The 20430-nt window shown below is 71.6% G+C and carries 21 protein-coding genes; 9 read left to right on the top strand and 12 right to left on the bottom strand.

Features of this window, described 5'->3' with window-relative positions; all coding sequences use genetic code 11:
* Positions 1–69: 69 nt before the first annotated feature.
* Both M1E25_RS13715 and M1E25_RS13710 read right to left on the bottom strand, forming a co-directional pair.
* On the bottom strand, positions 70–714 hold the full coding sequence (locus M1E25_RS13715; protein ID WP_251414869.1) for an NADH-quinone oxidoreductase subunit B: 645 nt from the start codon (positions 712–714) through the stop codon (positions 70–72).
* Positions 705–1133 (bottom strand): NADH-quinone oxidoreductase subunit A, encoded by a 429-nt coding sequence (locus M1E25_RS13710; protein WP_251414867.1) that lies wholly within the window; start codon positions 1131–1133, stop codon positions 705–707. Before M1E25_RS13710 ends, M1E25_RS13715 begins: the two co-directional genes overlap by 10 nt.
* Before the next feature lie 528 nt (positions 1134–1661).
* On the opposite strand from M1E25_RS13710, the gene M1E25_RS13705 reads away from it, so the two are divergent.
* The 4 genes from M1E25_RS13705 (at position 1662) to rarD (ending at position 7957) form a co-directional block, all read left to right on the top strand.
* Positions 1662–3614, top strand: a complete 1953-nt coding sequence (locus M1E25_RS13705) for a 2-oxoacid:acceptor oxidoreductase subunit alpha (protein ID WP_251414864.1) — start codon at positions 1662–1664, stop codon at positions 3612–3614.
* On the top strand, positions 3607–4716 hold the full coding sequence (locus M1E25_RS13700; RefSeq protein ID WP_251414861.1) for a 2-oxoacid:ferredoxin oxidoreductase subunit beta: 1110 nt from the start codon (positions 3607–3609) through the stop codon (positions 4714–4716). The genes M1E25_RS13705 and M1E25_RS13700 overlap by 8 nt, the downstream gene beginning before the upstream one ends.
* A 103-nt stretch (positions 4717–4819) precedes the next feature.
* Positions 4820–6808, top strand: a complete 1989-nt coding sequence (locus tag M1E25_RS13695; RefSeq protein WP_251414858.1) for an APC family permease — start codon at positions 4820–4822, stop codon at positions 6806–6808.
* A 168-nt stretch (positions 6809–6976) separates the two neighbouring features.
* Positions 6977–7957 carry an EamA family transporter RarD gene (gene rarD, locus M1E25_RS13690; protein WP_251414855.1) on the top strand — a complete coding sequence of 327 codons (981 nt, stop codon included), beginning with the start codon at positions 6977–6979 and terminating at the stop codon, positions 7955–7957.
* 22 nt (positions 7958–7979) lie between these two features.
* Here the strand turns inward: rarD and M1E25_RS13685 are convergent, their stop codons facing one another.
* The gene (locus M1E25_RS13685; RefSeq protein WP_251414853.1) at positions 7980–9191 is read right to left on the bottom strand and encodes a hypothetical protein; all 1212 of its coding nucleotides are present in this window, start codon (positions 9189–9191) and stop codon (positions 7980–7982) included.
* A 103-nt stretch (positions 9192–9294) separates the two neighbouring features.
* Between M1E25_RS13685 and M1E25_RS13680 the strand changes: the two genes are divergently transcribed.
* Together M1E25_RS13680 and M1E25_RS13675 are read left to right on the top strand one after the other, a co-directional pair.
* Positions 9295–9768, top strand: a complete 474-nt coding sequence (locus tag M1E25_RS13680) for an NUDIX hydrolase (protein ID WP_251414851.1) — start codon at positions 9295–9297, stop codon at positions 9766–9768.
* Between the two features lie 250 nt (positions 9769–10018).
* Positions 10019–10399, top strand: a complete 381-nt coding sequence (locus tag M1E25_RS13675; RefSeq protein ID WP_251414849.1) for a VOC family protein — start codon at positions 10019–10021, stop codon at positions 10397–10399.
* 146 nt (positions 10400–10545) lie between these two features.
* On the opposite strand, the gene M1E25_RS13670 is transcribed toward M1E25_RS13675, so the two are convergent.
* From M1E25_RS13670 to M1E25_RS25765, 4 genes are all read right to left on the bottom strand, one after another.
* Positions 10546–11082 (bottom strand): GNAT family N-acetyltransferase, encoded by a 537-nt coding sequence (locus M1E25_RS13670; protein ID WP_251414847.1) that lies wholly within the window; start codon positions 11080–11082, stop codon positions 10546–10548.
* Between the two features lie 159 nt (positions 11083–11241).
* Positions 11242–11700 (bottom strand): DinB family protein, encoded by a 459-nt coding sequence (locus tag M1E25_RS13665; RefSeq protein WP_251414913.1) that lies wholly within the window; start codon positions 11698–11700, stop codon positions 11242–11244.
* 248 nt (positions 11701–11948) lie between these two features.
* Positions 11949–12398, bottom strand: coding sequence for a hypothetical protein (locus M1E25_RS13660; RefSeq protein ID WP_372500750.1), 450 nt, complete (start codon positions 12396–12398; stop codon positions 11949–11951).
* Positions 12391–13122, bottom strand: coding sequence for a DUF2249 domain-containing protein (locus M1E25_RS25765; protein WP_251414845.1), 732 nt, complete (start codon positions 13120–13122; stop codon positions 12391–12393). Before M1E25_RS25765 ends, M1E25_RS13660 begins: the two co-directional genes overlap by 8 nt.
* Before the next feature lie 149 nt (positions 13123–13271).
* Between M1E25_RS25765 and M1E25_RS13650 the strand changes: the two genes are divergently transcribed.
* Both M1E25_RS13650 and M1E25_RS13645 read left to right on the top strand, forming a co-directional pair.
* On the top strand, positions 13272–13937 hold the full coding sequence (locus M1E25_RS13650; RefSeq protein WP_251414843.1) for a helix-turn-helix transcriptional regulator: 666 nt from the start codon (positions 13272–13274) through the stop codon (positions 13935–13937).
* 82 nt (positions 13938–14019) lie between these two features.
* Entirely contained in the window at positions 14020–14451 is a 432-nt protein-coding gene (locus tag M1E25_RS13645; protein WP_251414841.1) for a hypothetical protein, read from the top strand.
* Positions 14452–14488: 37 nt separating this feature from the next.
* Here M1E25_RS13645 and M1E25_RS13640 read toward each other — a convergent pair whose 3' ends face one another.
* Positions 14489–15040, bottom strand: coding sequence for a DUF488 domain-containing protein (locus M1E25_RS13640; protein WP_251414839.1), 552 nt, complete (start codon positions 15038–15040; stop codon positions 14489–14491).
* A 6-nt stretch (positions 15041–15046) separates the two neighbouring features.
* Complete coding sequence (locus M1E25_RS13635) at positions 15047–15376, bottom strand: cupin domain-containing protein (RefSeq protein WP_251414837.1); 330 nt, start codon at positions 15374–15376, stop codon at positions 15047–15049.
* 365 nt (positions 15377–15741) lie between these two features.
* Between M1E25_RS13635 and M1E25_RS13630 the strand changes: the two genes are divergently transcribed.
* On the top strand, positions 15742–17067 hold the full coding sequence (locus M1E25_RS13630; protein WP_251414909.1) for a M28 family metallopeptidase: 1326 nt from the start codon (positions 15742–15744) through the stop codon (positions 17065–17067).
* A gap of 43 nt (positions 17068–17110) precedes the next feature.
* Here the strand turns inward: M1E25_RS13630 and M1E25_RS13625 are convergent, their stop codons facing one another.
* The 3 genes from M1E25_RS13625 to M1E25_RS13615 form a co-directional block, all read right to left on the bottom strand.
* Positions 17111–18043 carry an ABC transporter permease gene (locus tag M1E25_RS13625; protein ID WP_251414836.1) on the bottom strand — a complete coding sequence of 311 codons (933 nt, stop codon included), beginning with the start codon at positions 18041–18043 and terminating at the stop codon, positions 17111–17113.
* Positions 18030–18995: an ABC transporter ATP-binding protein gene (locus M1E25_RS13620; RefSeq protein ID WP_251414835.1), complete on the bottom strand. Its 966-nt coding sequence runs from the start codon at positions 18993–18995 to the stop codon at positions 18030–18032. Before M1E25_RS13620 ends, M1E25_RS13625 begins: the two co-directional genes overlap by 14 nt.
* A 108-nt stretch (positions 18996–19103) precedes the next feature.
* Positions 19104–20423, bottom strand: coding sequence for a LolA family protein (locus tag M1E25_RS13615; protein WP_251414834.1), 1320 nt, complete (start codon positions 20421–20423; stop codon positions 19104–19106).
* Positions 20424–20430 lie beyond the last annotated feature (7 nt).

Below are 20430 nucleotides of genomic sequence, written 5' to 3'. Positions count from 1 at the left end.
CGGCGGCACCCGAGGGTGCGGACGCCGGCGGCTCGGCCCCGGCCTGCTCTCCCGGCCTGGTCGGATCGGTCACCGCTCGCCCTTCCCCGCCGTCGGCGCGGCCGGCGGCTCGACGAGTCCGCTGCGCAGGGCGGCGGTGGACGGCCGCCCGGACGCGGGCCCGTAGCGCTCGGCGAGCGACTCGCGGGCGATCTTCTCCTGGAGCTTGAGGATGCCCTGCAGCAGGGCCTCGGGCCGCGGCGGGCAGCCGGGCACGTACACGTCGACGGGGAGGATCTGGTCGACGCCCTTCGTCACCGAGTACGAGTCCCAGTACGGACCGCCGCAGTTGGAGCAGGCGCCGAACGAGATGACGTACTTGGGCTCCGGCATCTGCTCGTAGAGCCGCTTCACTGCCGGCGCCATCTTGTCGGTGACGGTGCCGGAGACGATCATCAGATCGGCCTGGCGGGGGCCGGGCGCGAAGGGGATCACGCCGAGCCGGATGAAGTCGTGCCGCGCCATGGAGGCGGCGATGAACTCGATCGCGCAGCACGCGAGCCCGAAGTTGAAGACCCACAGGCTGTAGCGGCGGCCCCAGTTCAGGACCACCTTCATGGGTTCGGGGGCGAGCCGGGCGAGCGGGCCGAGCCGGCTTCCGGCGGCGGGGGTCGCGCGCACCGGATCGGGCAGGGCGACCGGTGCGGCGGCGGGGGTCCCGGGGGTCATGTCCATTCGAGAACACCCTTCTTCCAGGCGTACAGCAGTCCGACCGTGAGGAAGCCGAGGAAGACGAACATCTCCACCAGCGTGGCGCCGCCGAAACCCGGGGCCGCGAAGATCGTCGCCCACGGGAACAGGAAGATCGAGTCCACGGCGAAGATCACGTAGAGGAAGGCGTACACGTAATAGCGGACCTGCGTATGCGCCCAGCTTTCACCCACCGGGTCCACGCCGCACTCGTACGCGAGCAATTTCTCGGCGGTCGGCGCGACGGGGCGCAGCAGCCGGCCGGCCCCGAACGCCACGGCCACGAACAGCACGCCCACGGCGACGAGCAGTCCGACGACCGAGTACGACTGGAAGTAGTCGGCGGCGGTCTCCACACCGGCGGCTCCGGCCGCTCCGGTGGTGCGCACGGTCGCCTCCGGCACGTCCGCCCTCGCTCCCTGGCTCTGCTGTCCGCCGGCTCTGCTGTCCGACGATCTGTACGCACGGGAGTCTAGGCCCTGCCACTGCGGGATCGATCAGCCGTCTCGCCCACGCCCGCTCACCCTCCCGCGGCAGGGCGGAACCGGTGTCCGCCCCTCCGACGGAGCAGTGCGCACCCCGAGTGACGGGTTTCACACGAGCCGCCGGTCGGCGGGCCCGCCCACCTGCCCCGGGGCCGGTTCGCCGACGGCATCGCACCCCGGCCGAGGTGCACCCAAGTCCCCTTCGGGCACCCGTCGATGGAACGGACGGATGAACGGCGCCATGGGGACGCACGGGTCCCACGCCGACGGGGAAAAGCTTCCGAACCATGACAAACAGCCACCTGTCCGGCCGTCCGCTCTCCGGCACCGTTCGAGGAAGGCGACCCTTACCGAAGTAGGGTGACGGTCGGGACGACCGCTGGGCACACCTCCCCCTCCTCACTCGGGGGAAGCCCGGAACCACCGCCTCGAAGGAGGTCCAGCGAAGTGACGAGCCAGGTCAGCACCCCGGACGAGCAGACGCCCGGGGCACCGATCACGGACGGGCAGAGCCCGGCCGCCAAGGAGGTCAGGCGCCTCGACCGCGTGATCATCCGCTTCGCCGGTGACTCCGGCGACGGCATGCAGCTGACCGGTGACCGGTTCACCTCGGAGACGGCGTCCTTCGGCAACGACCTGTCGACCCTGCCGAATTTCCCGGCCGAGATCCGCGCCCCCGCCGGCACCCTGCCCGGTGTCTCGAGCTTCCAGCTGCACTTCGCCGACCACGACATCCTCACCCCGGGTGACGCGCCGAACGTCCTGGTCGCGATGAACCCGGCCGCGCTGAAGGCCAACCTCGCCGACGTGCCGCGCGGCGCGGAGATCATCGTCAACACGGACGAGTTCACCAAGCGCGCGATGGCCAAGGTCGGCTACGCCGCGAGCCCGCTCGAGGACGGTTCGCTGGAGGCGTACAACGTCCACCCGGTGCCGCTGACCACCCTCACCGTGGAGGCGCTGAAGCGCTTCGAGCTGTCCCGCAAGGAGGCGGAGCGCTCGAAGAACATGTTCGCGCTCGGCCTGCTGTCGTGGATGTACCACCGGCCGACCGAGGGCACCGAGAAGTTCCTGCGCACCAAGTTCGCCAAGAAGCCGCAGGTCGCCGAGGCGAACGTGGCAGCGTTCCGCGCGGGCTGGAACTTCGGCGAGACGACCGAGGACTTCGCCGTCTCCTACGAGGTCGAGCCGGCCTCCGGCACCTTCCCGACCGGCACGTACCGCAACATCTCCGGGAACCTGGCGCTGTCCTACGGGCTGATCGCCGCCTCCCGCCAGGCAGACCTGCCCCTCTACCTGGGCTCCTACCCGATCACCCCGGCCTCGGACATCCTGCACGAGCTGTCGAAGCACAAGAACTTCGGTGTGCGGACGTTCCAGGCCGAGGACGAGATCGCGGGCATCGGCGCCGCACTCGGCGCCGCGTTCGGCGGGTCGCTCGCGGTGACCACGACGTCGGGCCCCGGTGTGGCGCTGAAGTCCGAGACCATCGGCCTCGCGGTCAGCCTCGAACTGCCGCTGCTGATCGTCGACATCCAGCGCGGCGGCCCGTCGACGGGCCTGCCGACCAAGACCGAGCAGGCCGACCTGCTCCAGGCCATGTACGGCCGCAACGGCGAGGCCCCGGTGCCGATCGTCGCCCCGGCCACCCCGGCCGACTGCTTCGACGCCGCGCTGGAGGCCGCCCGGATCGCCCTGGCCTACCGCACCCCGGTGTTCCTGCTGTCCGACGGCTACCTGGCCAACGGCTCCGAGCCGTGGCGGGTCCCGGACGTCGGTGAACTCCCCGATCTGCGGGTGCAGTTCGCGACCGTCCCGAACCACACCGCCGAAGACGGCGCCGAGGAGTTCCGGCCGTACCAACGGGACCCGGAGACGCTGGCCCGGCCGTGGGCCGTGCCCGGCACCCCCGGCCTCGAGCACCGCATCGGCGGCATCGAGAAGCAGGACGGCACGGGCAACATCTCCTACGACCCGGCCAACCACGACTTCATGGTCCGCACCCGGCAGGCCAAGGTCGACGGCGTCGAGGTGCCGGACATCGAGGTCGACGACCCGAACGGCGACGCGGACGTGCTCGTCCTCGGCTGGGGATCGACGTACGGGCCGATCACCGCTGCCGTGCGCCGCATCCGCCGGGGCGGGGGCCGCATCGCCCAGGCCCACCTGCGCCACATCAACCCGTTCCCGGGGAATCTCGGCGAGGTGCTGCGGCGTTATGAGCGAGTGGTGGTTCCCGAGATGAACCTCGGCCAGCTCGCCATGCTGCTGCGGGCGAAGTACCTGGTCGACGCCGCGTCTTACACCCAGGTCAACGGAATGCCGTTCAAGGCCGAACAGCTCGCGGGGCACCTCGCCGAGGTGATCAACGGGAACCCGGAGGAGGACATCGATGGCTGAGACGACGGCCGAGCGCCGGCTGCTGACCGACGCGCTCTCCCTCGTGCCGAAGGCCGAGGCGGAACAGTCCATGAAGGACTTCAAGTCCGATCAGGAAGTGCGCTGGTGCCCCGGCTGCGGCGACTACGCCGTGCTCGCGGCCGTGCAGGGCTTCATGCCCGAGCTCGGCCTGGCGAGGGAGAACATCGTCTTCGTCTCGGGCATCGGCTGCTCGTCACGCTTCCCGTACTACATGAACACCTACGGGATGCACTCGATCCACGGGCGCGCCCCCGCCATCGCGACGGGGCTGGCCTCGTCGCGGCGCGACCTGAGCGTGTGGGTGGTCACCGGTGACGGCGACGCGCTGTCGATCGGCGGCAACCACCTCATCCACGCGCTGCGGCGCAACGTGAACCTGAAGATCCTGCTGTTCAACAACCGGATCTACGGGCTCACCAAGGGCCAGTACAGCCCGACCTCCGAGACCGGCAAGATCACCAAGTCGACGCCGATGGGCTCGCTGGACGCGCCGTTCAACCCGGTCTCCCTCGCGCTCGGCGCGGAGGCGACCTTCGTGGCCCGCACGGTCGACTCCGACCGCAAGCACCTGACCCAGGTGCTGCGCGAGGCCGCCGCCCACCCGGGCACCGCGCTGGTGGAGATCTACCAGAACTGCAACATCTTCAACGACGGCGCCTTCGAGGTGCTCAAGGACAGGGAACAGGCGCAGGAGGCGGTCATCCGTCTCGAACACGGGCAGCCCATCCGCTTCGGTGCGGCGCTCGACCCCGAGCAGGGAGGGGACGGCCTCGGCTCGCGGGGCGTCATCCGCGACCCGGCGACGGGCGACCTCAAGGTGGTGGACGTCGCCTCCGTCGGCACGGACGCGATCCTGGTCCACGACGCGCACGCCATGTCGCCGACCACCGCGTTCGCGCTGTCGCGGCTCGCCGACCCCGACACCCTGCGCCAGACCCCCATCGGCGTGTTCCGCAGCGTCGACCGGCCGGTGTACGACACCGACATGGCCGACCAGCTGGAGGGCGCGGTGGAGAAGTACGGCAAGGGCGACCTCGGCGCTCTGCTCGCCGGCAACGACACCTGGACCGTGGTCGGCTGACGCGCATCACCGGGGCCCGGAGCGTGTTTCGAACACGCTCTGAACGGGTGCCCGCCCGGGGAGTCTTCGTACCTCCGAGGCGGGCACCCGCTGTGATGGGGGGATGACTTCCCGGACCGGCCGGCCAGGCGACGCCACTCTGCGGGACACCCTCCCCTACCGGGCCAAGAGGCTGCTGCTCGGGCCGCCGCTGGTCACCGAGCGGCTGGCCCGGGAGAAGCTGGACAACCGGACCGCGCTCGGCGTGCTCGCCTCGGACTGCATCTCGTCGACCGCGTACGGCTCGGAGCAGATCCTCCGTGCCCTGGTGCCGGTCGTCGGCCTCGGCGCATTCACCCTGATCATGCCGGTGACCGGCGCGATCCTGCTGGTGCTGGTGCTGCTGACGCTGTCGTACAGCGACGTGGTGATGATCTACACGCGGGCGGGTGGCTCGTACGTCGTCGCCCGGGAGAACTTCGGGCCGAACGTCGCGCAGATCGCCTCGGTGGCGCTGCTCGTCGACTACATCGTCACCGTCGCGGTGCAGACCGCCGCGGGAACCGACGCCCTCATCTCCCTGGCCCACCTGGCGGGCTCCGGCTGGACCGGTATCGACCACCTCAAACTGCCGGTCAGCATGGGTCTGGTGCTGCTCCTGGCCTACGGCAATCTGCGCGGGCTGCGCGAGGCGGGACGCGTCTTCGCCGTCCCCGCCTACCTGTTCATCGGCTCGATGGGCCTGGTCATCACGATCGGCCTGGTCCGCTGGGCCACGGGGAGCCTGCCCGAGGCCGACGTCCGCGCGCCGGGCGCCGTGCCGCTGGGCCAGGAGGGCTCCGGGCTGCTGTACGGGGCCTCGCTGTTCATCGTGCTGCGCGCGTTCGCCAACGGAGGCTCCTCGCTCACCGGGCTGGAGGCGATCTCCAACGGCATCTCCGCGTTCCGGCCGCCGCAGGGCCCGAACGCACGCCGCACCCTGATCGCCATGAGCTGCATCCTCGGCATCCTCGTTCTCGGGGTGTCAACGCTCGCCCACCTCACCCACGCCATCCCGTACGTGGACGGCAACCCGACGGTGATCGCCCAGGAGGCCCGTCTGGTGTTCGGCGACAGCAGCCTGGGAACCGTGGGCCTCGTCGTCGTGCAAATGGCGACGGCGCTGATCCTCTACACGGGCGCCAACACCCCGTTCACCGGCTTCCCCTTCCTCGCCAGCTTCGTCGCCGCCGACCGGTTCCTGCCCCGCGTGCTGACCCGGCGCGGGCACCGGCTCGCCTTCTCCAACGGCATCATGGGACTGGCCGCCGCCGCACTGGCGCTGCTGCTGGTCACCCGGGCGAACGTCGACCGGCTGGTGGCGCTGTACGCGATCGGCGTGTTCACCGCGTTCACCATGGCCGGTGCCGGACTCACCGCCTACCACCTGCGACGTCGTGAGCCCGGCCGGACCTGGAAGATCGGCGTCAACCTCGCCGCCGCCGTTGTCTCCGCCGCCGTCGTCCTGATCTTCGCGGTCACCAAGTTCACCGAGGGCGCGTGGCTCGTCGTCGTGGTCTTCCCGCTGGGCGTCTGGGGCCTGATCCGCATCAACCGCCGTTACCGGCACGAGGCCGAAGCCCTGGAGCAGGTGCCGCGACCCGACCGGGAGGGGGCGCCCTGGCGGCGGCACCTGGTGTACGTCCTCGTCGAGAGCTTCGACCTCGCCACGCTCAAGGCGCTGCGGTACGCCCACGAGTTGCGGCCGGACGAGGTCCGCGCGGTGCACATCGTGGTGGACGACACCCGCGGGCGGCGGCTGCGCGAGCGCTGGGAGGCGTCGCCGGAGACCTCGTCGGTGCAGCTCCAGCTGGTGGACTGCCCGGACCGGCGGCTGCGGCAGGCGGTCGCCCAACTCGCGGCGCGGGCAACGGAGTCAGGAGACACCTGGCTGACCCTGCTGGTGCCACGCCGCACGTACACGCCGGTCATCGGCAGGCTGCTGCACCGGGGAACCGGCGAGGTGCTCGCGAAGGCCCTGGACCATCTGCCGAACGTGGCCGTGACGATCCTGCCCTTCGACGTGGAACGGGCCGTCGCCGAGCTGCGGGTGCAGCACCGGCTGGGGGGCTGAACAGCAAGGGCCGGGATGGCGGCCCGTAGGAACCGGAAACCCCGCCACCCTCGGACCGGTCAGTACCGTAATACGATACGGACATGACACATCCGCCCCCGGAGCACTACCGTCGCCCTGACGACTCCTGGACCCCGCGGACGGGGCCGCACGCCCCGGGGAGGGCCCATGCAGCCGCAGAACGAGCAGCGCACCGGTCTGGTGTTCGGCGTCCTCGCGTACGGCCTCTGGGGCCTGATCCCGGTGTTCTGGCCCCTGCTCGAACCCTCCGGCGCGGTGGAGATCCTCGCTCACCGCATGGTGTGGTCGCTGGTCGTCGTCGCCGCGTTCCTGGCCGTCAGGCGCCGCTGGAGCTGGATACGGCCGCTGCTGCGGGAGCCCCGGCGACTGGCCATGGTGGGTGTCTGTGCGGTCACCATCTCCCTCAACTGGGGCTTCTACATCTGGAGCGTCAACAGCGGCCGGGTGGTCGAGGCATCGCTGGGCTACTTCATCAACCCGCTGATCACCATCGTCTTCGGCGTGGTGCTGCTCAAGGAACGGCTGCGCGCCGTGCAGTGGGCGGCGGTCGGCATCGGCGCGGTCGCCGTGGGCGTCCTGACCGTCGGATACGGCCGCCTGCCCTGGGTGGCCCTGGTCCTCGCCTTCTCCTTCGCGACGTACGGCCTGGCGAAGAAGAAGGTCGGTCTCGGCGGTATCGAGTCGCTGGCCGCGGAGACGGGTGTGCAGTTCCTGCCCGCCCTCGGCTTCCTGTTCTTCCTCGGCGCCCGGGGCGACGCCACCTTCGGCGCGCACGGCGCCACCCACGCGCTGCTGCTCGCCTCGTGCGGTCTGGTCACCGCGATCCCGCTGGTCTGCTTCGGGGCCGCCGCCATCCGCATTCCGCTCAGCACCATCGGACTGCTCCAGTACCTCGCCCCCGCCTTCCAGTTCCTCCTCGGCATCACCTGGTTCCACGAGGCGATGCCCGCCGAGCGCTGGGCCGGATTCGCCCTGGTCTGGCTGGCGTTGACGCTGCTGACGTGGGATGCGCTGCACACCGCCCGCCGTTCCCGGGCCGCCCTGCGTGCCGCTGCCGTCTCCCCCCGGTCCACCGCCACCGCCCCCGAGGCGGCGGCGGTGGACGCGGTGGACGCCGGGAAGGCATAGGGCCTCCCGGAACAGCGGCCGGTCAGAAGTCGAGCGTCGCGATCAGTGGCCGGCTCAGCGGGTTGCCGCTCTGGTTGACCTGCATGTGGCCCACGCCGAGGAGCTTCCGGTTGCCGGGTACCGGGACGATCCGCGCGAACCACAGGGACTGCTGTGCCTGGCGGGTGATGTCACCGGTGGCGGGCAGTTCGCTCCAGGCGGTCCTGCGGCAGTCCCCGTCGCCGGTGAGGTGCCAGCGGTTGAGGTGGATCAGACCGCCGTGGCCGTCCGGCGCGGCGTCGCGGCCCTTGGGGCAGGAGGGTGCGTCGTCCGTCACGTCCACCCACCGCTCGCCGTCCCAGCGCAGCGTGAAGGACCGGTCCTGCGGCTCGTTCTCCATCTCGCCGTGGTTGAAGGACAGGTCCCCGTACGCGAGGGCCTTGCCTCCCGGCAGCGCGAGCACGCGGTCGAGGCTCGCCGACGCCTCGGGTGGCTGGGGATCGGGGAAGCGGAAGACCGGCGTGTCGACGACCTTCCAGTCCCGGCCGTCCCAGTGCATGGCGGCAGGCTGGGAGTACTGGTCCTCTCCCAGGCCGGGACCGGTGGTCCGGTGGCCGACGGCCCACACGTCGTCCCCCGAAGTGCCGGCCATGGACGAGGCGTTCGCGGGCAAGGGGCGGTCGCTCCAGCGCCTGCCGTCCCAGTGCTGCGCCTCCTCGCCGGCCAGTACCCACACGTCGTCGGGGCCGAACACCAGCACGTCCTTGAGGCGTCCGGTGAGCTTGGAAGGGACGCGCTGCCAGCGGCTGCCGTCCCAGCGCGCCATGTGGAGACGACTTTGGTGGCCGGTGCCCACACCGTGCCCGATGAGCCAGACGTCGTCGGGGCCCGAGGAGGCGAGCCTGGTGCTGTACACACCGCCGTCGAGCTCACGCGGCATGTCCTGCTGTCTCCAGCTGCGGCCGTCGTAGTGGAAGAGGCGCTGGTCCCCGGACCTGCTTCCGGCGCCCGAGTCGAACGCCGCGGTGGCCCACATGTCGTCCGCTGCCGGAGCGGTCACGTCGAGGAACCGCCCCCGCTTGTCCCCGGCCACGTCCGCATAGGCCCAGCGCGGCCCCTTTGCCGAGGAGCCGGGCGACGACGATCCCCCGGTGGGACGTCCGTCCCCGTCACTCGCTGCCCTGTCCGTGCCGCACCCCGCCATCACCAGGACAGCCAGAACTCCCAGTGCTGCTGCGGTGCTTCTGCTGCGCATGTGTCCCCCACTCCCGGCGCCGGCCGTCCGGCGCAGCGCCCGCCCCGGACGCCGATTACCCGTTGTCCCCGCACGGACGACGGGCTCTCTCTAGATTGCCACCATGCGAACTCCCCGTCAGGCAGCCCGGACAGCCGTGATCGATCCGGAAGGCGCCGTCTTCCTCCTCCGATACGACAACCCGGAGGTCGGGGTGCACTGGGCCATGCCCGGCGGCGGGCTGGATCCCGGCGAGTCCCCCCGCGAGGGCGCCCGGCGGGAACTGTGCGAGGAGACGGGGTGGACGGACCTGGAACCGGGCGCCCTCCTGTGCACCTGGGAACACGACTTCACGCGCGCGGGCGTTCCGGTGCGCCAGCACGAGCACATCTACCTGGCGAGCGGGCCCCGCCGCGCCCCCGCCGATCACGTCCTCGGGGTGCACGCGGAGGAAGGAATTCTCACCTGGCGCTGGTGGTCCCTCGGAGAACTCGCGGGTTCGCCGGAGGCGCTGTGGCCCCCGCAGTTGCCGGATCTGCTGTCCCGGGTCCGCACACGGGACGCCCTCGAGCCGGTGCACCTCGGCTACGTGGCCTAGCCTCCGGCACAGACGCCCCCGTCAGGGCAGCTCCCAGCGACGAGAGCCCGCGCGGACGGCTCTCCCGCTCCGGGGCGTACGCCGTCCGCCCCGCCCGCCCGGCGGCCCGGCCGGGTGGGGCGGGGAACCCGAAAACCCCGCGCACCCGCTCGCCTCACCCGGTACGGTCTCGAGCGTTCCCACTGCGGGGAGCCCAAGAGCTCCGCGCACGGCCGCCCGGCCATTCCCACGACGAGAGCAGGTTTCGTCCATGGCTTGTCGTATCAGCGAGCTCGTGCTCGGTTGCCGCGACCCCGAGATGCTGGCGCGGTTCTGGTGCGAGGTCCTGGACTTCGTCGTGCTCGATCGCGAAGGTGACGAGTGCTTCGAGATCGGACCGCGCAAAGGGTTCGGCGGCCCGCAGCCGACGATCATCCTCAGCCGCAGGGACGAGCCGGAGCCGGGGAAGTCCCGGCTGCACATCGACGTCAACGCCACCGACCGCGATCAGGACGCCGAGCTCGAACGCCTCCTGAAGCTCGGGGCGCGCCGGGCCGACATCGGCCAGACCGGCGAGGAGCAGTGGCACGTTCTCGCCGACCCCGAGGGCAATGAGTTCTGCCTGCTCAAGGCCCGCCTCAACCCTCTCTGACGGCTCTGCTTCCCCGGACGCCCGTGCTCCTGCTGTTCACCCACGGCGCCTGGCACACCTTCGTCGCCGATGTCCGGGCCGGCGGGCTCCCCGCTACCGGCTGACCACTCGCGCGCACCCGACGACGAGATCGTGGTCGCGCGCTGTCACCGCAGGCCGCGCGGGCGCTCCGGCAGCCCGGCGTCCCCGGCCGGGCGTCGGCGGCGCGGCTCAGTGGCTTTTTTCGGGGTGTGCCGGGGTGGACAGAGGTAGAAGAGTTCGAGCTCGCCGTCCTCGTCGTTCAGGCCGTCGAGCATGCCGACCGGACGCCAGCCCACGCGCTGGAGCAGCCGCTGCATCGCATGGTTGGACAGCCTGGCCGAGGTGAACAGCTTCGGGGTGACGCAGGAGCCGGACGTGACGGCGAGGAGGCCGGTGCCGATCCCCTTGCCCCGGACGTCGCGGGCGACATAGAGCCGGGTGATGAAGCCGTGCTCGAAGAACGAGTAGTCCAGTACGCAGAAACCCAGCGGCCCGGACGGCGTCTCGGCCATGAAGACGTCGCCCTGCCCGCACCACAGGCGGAAGCCGGAGCGCCGCTCGGCGGTGACGGCGTCCGGGGGGACGTCGATCGCGGCCAGGGCGTCCGCATCCGCCTGACTCGCGCGGCGTACGGAGACTTCACCGAGATCGAGTTCTTCCATGATTCTCATACTGTCGACTCGCTCAGCCCATTGCGCAAGTCATGCGCACATTCCCCGGATCTCCCCATCCGGAACACTCGTACCGTGAAACCGATTTGATGGGACGTCAGTTTCATCACCGGCAGAGGCCTCTCGTCCCCACCGGAACCGGGACCCCTGTCACGCCCCGACGCTGCCGTCCACGCCCTCTCGCAAGAAGTCCGCGTGACCGTTGTGGCGGCCGTACTCGAGCAGCACGTGCAACATGACCATTCGCAGCGAGACGTCCTCGCCCCAGCGTGCCTGGTACCGGGTGAGGTCGAGCGACTCCGTCCCGCGCTCGATCCGGCGTGCGTGCTCGACCTCCGTCCGCCAGGCCGTGAACGCCTCGGCCCGCGTGGACCCGCTCGCGTCGTACGCGGCCTGGAAGTCGCCGTCGTCCGACCACACGCGGCCCAGGTCCTCACCGCCGATGGTCACGCGGAACCAGATGCGCTCCACCTCGGCCATGTGCCGCACGAGGCCGAGCAGCGAGAGCGACGACGGGGGCATCGACCGGCTGCGCAGTTCCTCGTCCGACAGCCCGTCGCACTTCATCGCGAGGGTGGCGCGGTGGTAGTCGAGGAAGGCACGGAGCATTTCGCGCTCCTGCGCGATCAGCGGCGGACCGATGCGTTCGGTGGTTCCGGTCGGTTCGGTGGTCACGGCCACATCCTCTGCTCAGGGCCCCCGGGGCAGGACGGGGGCAACGCCCCCTTGTTAGCGGGGCCGAGGGCCGGCGGCAACCCGATTCCGGCACCGACGGTGATCACGGAAACGCGGCCGGGGGACGATCAGGACGTCTCCGGTCCTCCCTGGGAAGGTGCTGGGAGCGAACGGCGCCCGCGTCACCGGGGCTGCTGCCCCGCCACCTCGTCGCGGCGGCGGATCCGCATGCCGGGACGGCGCCGGTGGACGGTCAGGTAGGACAGACCGCGGTCGCCCGCGGTGAGATTGCGACGGGAGCCGTGGGGAAGCCAGTGCAGGGCGCCCTCGGTGAGGGGCTGCGGCCCTTCCGCGGTGCCGAGGACGCCGTCACCCGCCACGACGAACAGGAGAACGTCGAGGTCCGGTTCCGCGTGGGTGTCCACGCGCTCCCGAGGCGGCAGGTGCACGATGTTGGCGTCGAGCTGCCGCCCGGGTTCGGCCAGCCTCCACAGTGCTCCGCCCGGGGCGGAGGTCTGCCCGGTGAGGGCTCGGGTGTCGCACAGGAGGCGCGGCAGCGCTTCGTCCGGGGCATCTCCGAGTGGTCGGCCGCCGGGTTCCCGGGAGACGTCGGGACGGTGGGAGTCAGACACCGGCGTTCGCCTTTCCGATGCGCACCAGCCACCGTTCCGGACCTGACTCGACGTAGTCCCAGGAGCATCCGCCGGGGTGTGCGGCCTCGAACTCGCGGTGCAGCGGCTTCGGATCGTGGTTGTTCACCAGGGTGAACGCCTCCCCCGGGGCGAGCCGCGCGTAGCGGGCGAAGATCGTCGGGTGGCGTTTGCCGTGAGGGATCTCGCGCACGTCGACGACGGCCGGGCGCTCCAGCTCGCCGCCCTCGAGCAGCGTCCCTAGATCGGACACGAGTCCGGGCAGGTCCGCCCCGGGCAGTTCGGCGAGCGCGGGCAGCAACACGTCCTGCTCCATGGAGAAATGGACCGCGAGAACCGCCTGAAGGCCCCCGGCGGCGGCCGGGACGTCCTCCTCCTCTCCGGAGGCGATCGCGTCGATGCGCCGAACCAGGTCTTCCGCGGTGGTGTGCAGAGCCCGTACGAGCAGACCGGTCCGGGCGGCGCCCGCAGCGGGTGCGTGGAGGGCTTCGACGCCGGCGGCGAGGTGACGGCGCAGCTCGCCGTCGCAGAACTCGGCCAGGGCGCGGCCCGAGGGCTCGTCAGTGGTGCGGCCGGACGAGGCCGCGTGCGTCAGGTCGGCCAACCGGTCGGACAGGCGCTGCTGGATCCGGCGGACCGCGGCCCGGGCCCGGACGACGGGGTCGGTACCGGTCCCCTGAATGTGGACCTCGGAAGGTGATGTCACGAGCTGTCCCTTCTCCGTCCGCCTCGATCCGGCAATTATTACATGTACTATTCGTGGAAACCTTGTCCGACCCGGACCGGTGACGGCATCCGGTCGGCGCATGCCCGGCGGCCGGACCGGACCGCCGAGGGCGGAGAGGGGAGGGCACCGTGGGAACGTCCCGGGAGCGGTCCCGCCGCCGCGAGGTCCTGGACCTCGTCCAGGGCGCGGGCGCGCCCGTCGGCGTGGCCGAGGTCGCCGAACATCTCGGCGTCCACGCCAACACCGCGCGCTCCCACCTGGACGCCCTGCTGGCGGAAGGTTCGGTCGAACGGACGCTGGAACGCCCCTCCGGCCCCGGACGCCCCCGCACCGTCTACACGCCGCGGCCCGGCATGGACCGCGACGGACCTCGCAGTTACCTGCTGCTGGCCCAGGTTCTGCTCGGTCATCTCGCCTCCGGTGGCGAGGACGCGGGCGAAGCGGCCGCGCGGGCCGGCCGCGCCTGGGGGCGTCATCTGATGGACTCTCCCCCGCCGTTCCGGCACCTCACGGACGGAGCGGCGATCGCCCGGCTCACCGCGCTGCTGGACGACCTCGGCTTCGCGCCGCAGAGCGTGGGGGACGACGCAGAACGCCCGGACGCGATCCGGCTGCGCCACTGCCCGTTCCTCGAGCTGGCCGAGGACTACGGGCCGTTGGTGTGCCAGGTGCATCTCGGTCTGATGCAGGGGTCGTTGACGGAACTCGGGACAACGATCACCGCTGCCCGGCTGGAGCCCTTCGCCGAGCCCGACGCGTGCCTGGCCCGTCTGGAGCGCGCCGACGCCGCATGACCTGCGCCGCGCACAGGCCCGCGACCGCCCGGGCCTCGCTCGCCCGCAGCACTTTCGATGCCCATCGCCATGAGGAACCCCGATGAACGAGACAGCGGCAGACGTGGCCGGCGCGGTCGCCTTCGTGTGGCTCGGCCTGGTCCTCGGGATCTCCTTCCTCGAGGCGCCGCTGAAGTTCCGCGCTCCGGGGGTGACCGTCCGGATCGGGCTGGGTATCGGACGGCTCGTCTTCCGGGCCCTCAACGCCGCCGAGGTGGTGCTGGCAGCCGTCGTGGCCGCCGCCGTGGCCGCGGGCGGTCCGTCGCTCGCGGTGACCGTCTTCACAGTCGTCGCGGCCGTGGTCCTCACCGCACAGCTCGCCGTGGTCCGCCCGCGGCTCAACCGCCGTTCCGACCGGGTCCTGACCGGGGAGCACCTGCCGCGTTCCCGCGGTCATCTGTACTACGTGGCCCTTGAGGCCGCGAAGGTCGCCGCCCTGACCGGTCTCGGCATCAGCGCCCTCGCCGCGGCCTGAGTGTCCACACCTACCGGCGCCGTGTCGCGCGGACAGGTCACAGCCGGTCGTAGACGAGAAGCCCGTCCTCCCGCAGCCGCGCTCCCGGAGTGGGTGGATGTTCCGTCAGCCGTCCGTTGTGCGCCAGGTGCACCACCCGCACACCGCGCGCCAGCACGGCGAAGTCGGCGATGAGGCGCCGGTGGCAGCGCCACCACACCGCCTCCGAGCACATCACCGCCGACCGGGTCGTGGCGGCCTGGCACAGCAGCTCGTCCATGGCCGCGAGGAAGTCCGGATCGCGGGTGTGGCCGGCATAGCCGCGGAAGGAGGCGTTCTCCCAGAAGACGTCGGGAGAGTCCGCGGCCGCCTTGCGGAACCCGCCCAGCCGCTTGTCCCACCGGTAGGCCAGGCCCTCCTCCGGCATCCACTCCTCGAGCGCCTTCCGGGCGACGTCGGGGTTGCGGCGGCTTCCAGGAGCGGTCCGCACGTCGACCACGGCCTCCACACCGGCGCCGCCCAGGAGCGGCGCGAGCCGGTCACGTGTCGCGGAACCGTGCCCGACGGTCACCAGTGTCGTCGGGCCGCCGGTTTTCGGCGCGGCTGCCACCGCGGGTCACCTGACAGCGGTGGTGAGCAGGACGGCGCAGTCCTCGACCGCCTCCACGCCGTGCCGGGCGGGCGGGATGATCAGCAGGTCGCCGGCCGCACCGTCCAGCGAGTCCTGTCCGCTGTGCAGGCGCACCCGTCCGCGCAGGACCGTCAAGGTGGCCTCTCCCGGGTTCTCGTGCTCGGCGAGCCGCGTCCCCGCCGTCAGGGCGATGAGGGTCTGCCGCAGGATGTGCCCGTGACCGCCGTAGACGGTCCCGGCACTCCGCCCGCTCGATGCGGCGGCAGCGCGTTGCTGATGGTCCCGTACCTCTGCGTCCAGCGAAACCTTCTCCATGGGCCGAGTGTGTCAGCCCCGCTTCCCCGGCCGAGCACGCCATGCGGGGGCGGTGGTTCCGCGGGGCCGCACGGGGGATTCCATCGGGGCGCACACGACGAACGCAGACGCATCCGCGGCCCGCCCGCGCGCTCGCATCCATGCCCCTCGGGCTCACACCATCACGAACCGGGAGCACCGGCCCCTGCCGAAACCATTGGGCCGAGGCGGTATTGACGGCGGCTCACTCCGCGCCCGACGATGCATCCGCACCCTGCCCTCTCCATCGCCGCCGCCACGTGCCGTGCGCGTGCCGGGCCGACGGCGAGGGTCTGCACGCTCGGCGTCCGTTCCACCCCCACCGTTCGGAACCCGGAGCTCTCATGATGCGAAGATCACGGATACGCCGCGTCGCCACGATCGCCGCCGCCGGCGGCGTCCTCGCCGGGCTGTTCGCCGGCGCCGCCCCCTCCGCCGCGCTGCCGGCCGTTCCGGAGAAGGCCGCGGTCACTGCCGCACCGGACATCCCGCTGGCCAACGTCAAGGCGCACCTGTCCCAGCTCCAGTCGATCGCCGCCGCCAACGGCGGCAACCGCGCCCACGGCCGCGCCGGATACCAGGCCTCCCTCAACTACATCAAGGACCAACTGGACTCGGCCGGATACACCACCACCGTGCAGGCCTTCACCACCTCCGGTACCACCGGCTACAACCTCATCGCCGACCGTCCCGGCGGCGACCCCGACCACACCGTCATGGCCGGCTCCCACCTCGACTCCGTCACCGCCGGCCCCGGCATCAACGACAACGGCTCCGGGTCCGCAGCCGTCCTCGAAACCGCCCTTGCCGTCGCCCGCACCGGATACCAGCCCACCCGGCACCTCCGCTTCGCCTGGTGGGGCGCCGAAGAACTCGGCATGATCGGCTCCGACCACTACGTCGACAACCTCGCCTCCGCCGACCGCTCGAAGATCGACGCCTACCTCAACTTCGACATGATCGGTTCCCCCAACCCCGGCTACTTCGTCTACGACGACGACCCCGGCATCGAAGACGTCTTCCAGGACTTCTACGCCGCCAAGGGCATCCCCACCGAAGCCGAGACCGAAGGCGACGGCCGCTCCGACCACGCCCCCTTCAAGAACGCCGGCATACCCGTCGGCGGCCTCTTCACCGGCGCCGAACGCACCAAGACCACCACCCAGGCGCAGAAATGGGGCGGCACCGCAGGACAGTCCTTCGACCCGTGCTACCACCGCTCCTGCGACACCACCGCCAACATCGACGACACCGCCCTCGACACCAACACCGACGCCCTCGCCCACACCGTCTGGACCCTCGGCTCGCAGGCCCCGCCGCCCCCGGGCACCGTGTTCGAGAACACCGCCGACGTCTCCGTGCCGGACGCCGGGGCGGCCGTCACCTCGCCGATCGCCGTCACCGGGGTCGCCGGGAACGCGCCCTCGGCCCTCGAGGTCGGGGTGGACATCCAGCACAGCTACCGCGGTGACCTGGTCGTCGACCTGCTCGCGCCGGACGGCACCGCTTACCGGCTCAAGAACTCGAGCTACTTCGACTCGGCCCCGGACGTCGTCACCACGTACACCGTGAACGCGTCCGCCGAGGTCGCGAACGGCACCTGGAAGCTGCGCGTCCAGGACGTCTACAGCGGCGACACCGGCTTCATCGACAGCTGGAAGCTCACCTTCTGATCCCGGTCCGTCCGCGGGCCCGGCCGCCGCACCGCCCGCGGCGTCACACCGTGATGTCGCGGGTGGTGAAGCGCGCCCAGGCCGCCGAGCCGAACACGGCCGCGTACAAGCCCTGCAGGCCGACGTTGCTCAGCAGGTCGCTCCACTCGACGGGGCTGCGCAGCAGGTCGGCGAAGCTCAGCCAGTAGTGGGAGAAGAGGTACGGCTGGATCATCTCCAGCTGCGGGACGGCGTTGAGGATCTGCACGGTGATCACCAGCCCGACGGTGGTGGCCATGGCCGCGATGCCGCTGTTGGTCAACGTGGACACGAACAGCCCCAGCGCCGCCACCCCGACCAGCGAGACGGCGACGGCCACCGCCACCGCGACCGCCCGCAGCAGCCCCTCCACGAGCGGAACGGTGGTGCCGGACAGCAGCGTCACCTTCCCCAGCGGGAACAGCAGGGCGCCGACGGCCAGCGCGGAGCCGGCCACCGTCAGGGTCGCGACCAGGCAGAAGGCCAGCGTCGTCGCGTACTTGACGAGGAGCAGCCGCACCCGGCCGGCGGGAGCGACCAGCAGGTAGCGAAGCGTCCCCGTGGCTGCCTCGCCCGCGATCGCGTCACCGGCGACGACCCCGACTGCCATCGGCAGGAAGACCGGCAGCGTCGCGGCGAGCGCGGTGAACACCAGGAACAGACCGTTGTGCGTGACCTGAGCGATGAACGCCGGACCGGCGCCCGCGCCGCCCTCGTCGCCGCCCGTCTCGAACCGGACCGCGACACCGACCAGGACCGGGACGGCCGCCAGTACCGCGAGCATCACCAGCGTGCGCCCGCGCAGGAACGTCGTCCGCAGTTCGCTGCGCAGCAGTCCGGAGCCCCGCCCGAGGCCGCGGGGGCGCCGGGCCGCCGCATCCCGCAGCGGGGCGGGGTCCGTGCGGGGACCCGGGACGTCGTACACCGGCGCGGCCGCGCCGGGTTCAGTCGGAGACATGGAATCCCTCCCCGGTCAGGGCGACGAACGCTTCTTCCAGCGAGGTCCCTTCGATCGCGAAGGAACGGACCCGGACCCCGGACCGCACCAGAGCGGCGTTGAGGTCGGCGAGGTCGGGGGGGTCGACGGCGGGCGGATGCCCCGTCACCCGGGGGCCGCTGACGGTGATGCCGTGCACCCCGTGCACCTCCAGGACGCGGGCGGCCTCACCGGGGTCCGGCGTGGTGACGACGAGCCGGCCACGGGCGCCGGCGGCGAGGTCGGCGACCGGCCCCTGGGTGAGGAGGCGGCCCTGGGACATCACCGCGGCGTGCGTGCAGACCTGTTCGATCTCGTCCAGCAGGTGCGAGGAGAGGAAGATCGTGGTGCCGTCGGCGGCCAGCTCTCGGATCAGGGCCCGGATCTCCCGCATGCCCTGCGGGTCGAGACCGTTGGTCGGCTCGTCCAGGACGAGGAGGCTGCGCGGCTTGAGCAGGGCTGCGGCGAGTCCCAGGCGCTGCTTCATCCCCAGCGAGTAGGCGCGGGCCTTCTTGGTCGCCGCCGCGGCCAGCCCGACCCGCTTGAGAGCGGTGTCGACGCGGGCCCTGCGGGTGCGCGGCTCGGACGTCGGGTCGGCCGCGTCGATGCGGGCCAGGTTGGCCCGTCCGGAGAGGAACCCGTAGAGGGCCGGGCCCTCGATGAGCGCTCCGACCTCCGGCAGCACCCGGCCGGCTTCGACGGGCATCGGACGGCCGAGGAGCGCCGTGCTGCCCGAGGTCGGCTCGATCAGGCCCATCAGCATGCGGATCGTGGTGGTCTTGCCCGACCCGTTGGGTCCGAGGAACCCGAAGACGCTGCCGCGGGGCACGGTGAGGTCCAGCCGGTCGACGGCCAGCTGTCCGCCGCGGAAACGCTTGGTGAGGTCTCGGGTCGCGATGACCGTCTCGGGCTCCGAGGTGGTCGACGTCCCCATCGGTCTCCCCTTTGAGTCGTCAGAGAGTGGTTCCGACGATTCTGCCGGGACGAACCCCCACAGAGCGGGCACCCCGCCGGATGCGGCAGGATGCCCGCGCAGGAACGCTCACTTGGCGGCGTCGGCGGCCTTGACGAGCAGACTCTTGTCGACCGCGCCGGCGTAAACCGCGCCGTCCTCCGTCATCAGGACGTTGACGAGCCGGGTGCTGAACACCGTGCCGGTGCCGAACCGTCCGGTGACCTCGTCGCCGAAGCCCCGGGGCATCTTCCGGGCCTCGGGCGGGAGTCCCGCCTGCCCGGAGTCGCCGGTGCGCGCGTCGTCGCCGGCCCGGGCGTCCAACCGCTTCTCCTCGACGCCCTGATCGGGGGCCTTCAGCTCGGCGACGGTCGTCCAGCCCTTGCCGATCAGCGTGAAGCCGGGCTTGCCGAAGTCCCGCTTCCCGGCACCGGGCTCGTCGGGGTCCGACTGCGGGCCCGGCTTTCCGATGCCGGGAAGCACGCGCTGCACCGCCTCGTCGTCGCGGTGCTTCCTCGCGAGCTCGGACTGCTCCGTCACCTCGGCACCCTCGGGCGGGGTGAACGCGAACGTCCGGGCAGCAGGCCTGGCGTAGTCCACCGACGTGAAGCCCGCGTCGACCACGGCCTTCCCGCCGCTCTTGGGCATGAGCGTGAACTTCAGCGGTACGCCTTTCTCCGCGTCGACCGCGATCCGCACCGATTCGACCGTGCTGCCCGCCTGCTCGGGCTCGATGAGCAGCTGGTAAGTGTCGCGGCCGGCGACCTTGGCCGTACCGTCCACCGTCACCGAGGTCGTCTCGTCGACGGCCTCGAGAGCCTTCTGGGCGAGCGTCTGCGGAGTGGCCCCGGCCGGACCCGCCGGCAACTCCCGTCCGCCGGGGCGCTGCCGGGCCTCACGTTCGCGCGGGGCCTCGGCGTGGTACGCGGCGTCGCTGCGCGAGTCGTACGCCCACAGCTCGCCGCTGTTGTGGATCACGCTGTACTCGGAGGCGTCGTCGACGATCGCCAGCCGCTGCCGGTCCGGCCCGTCCACGGCCACCCGGAGCGTGTGCGACCCGGACGCGAGTTCGGCCAGCCGGGCCTTCGGGTCGATGGCGGAACCGCCCCGATCGCCGGAGGAGCCGCCGAGCGAGACACCCGAGGGCAGCTGTGGAATGCCCAGGTCGGTGGTGATCCTGACCGTCCCGGACATGGCCCGGGTGTCCGACTCGGCGATCTTCGCCACGAGCTGCTCCGGCGTCAGCTTCGGCAGCTCCGGGTCGTCGCCCGCAAAGGCGGGGACGAATCCGATGGCTGCGGCTGCGGCTCCGGCCACGGCGACCGGAACGGCATACCGCACCGCTTTGTGACGGGACGTCACCCGGCGCCGCGGGACCGGGGCATCCTCGTTCGGTTCGTTCCGTTCCATGCTGCGA

It is taken from the genome of Streptomyces meridianus (genome assembly GCF_023703325.1).
Classification (GTDB): Bacteria; Actinomycetota; Actinomycetes; order Streptomycetales; family Streptomycetaceae; genus Streptomyces; species Streptomyces meridianus.
Note: the sequence above shows the minus strand (reverse complement) of the source record. Positions and strands in the feature narration are given on the sequence as shown.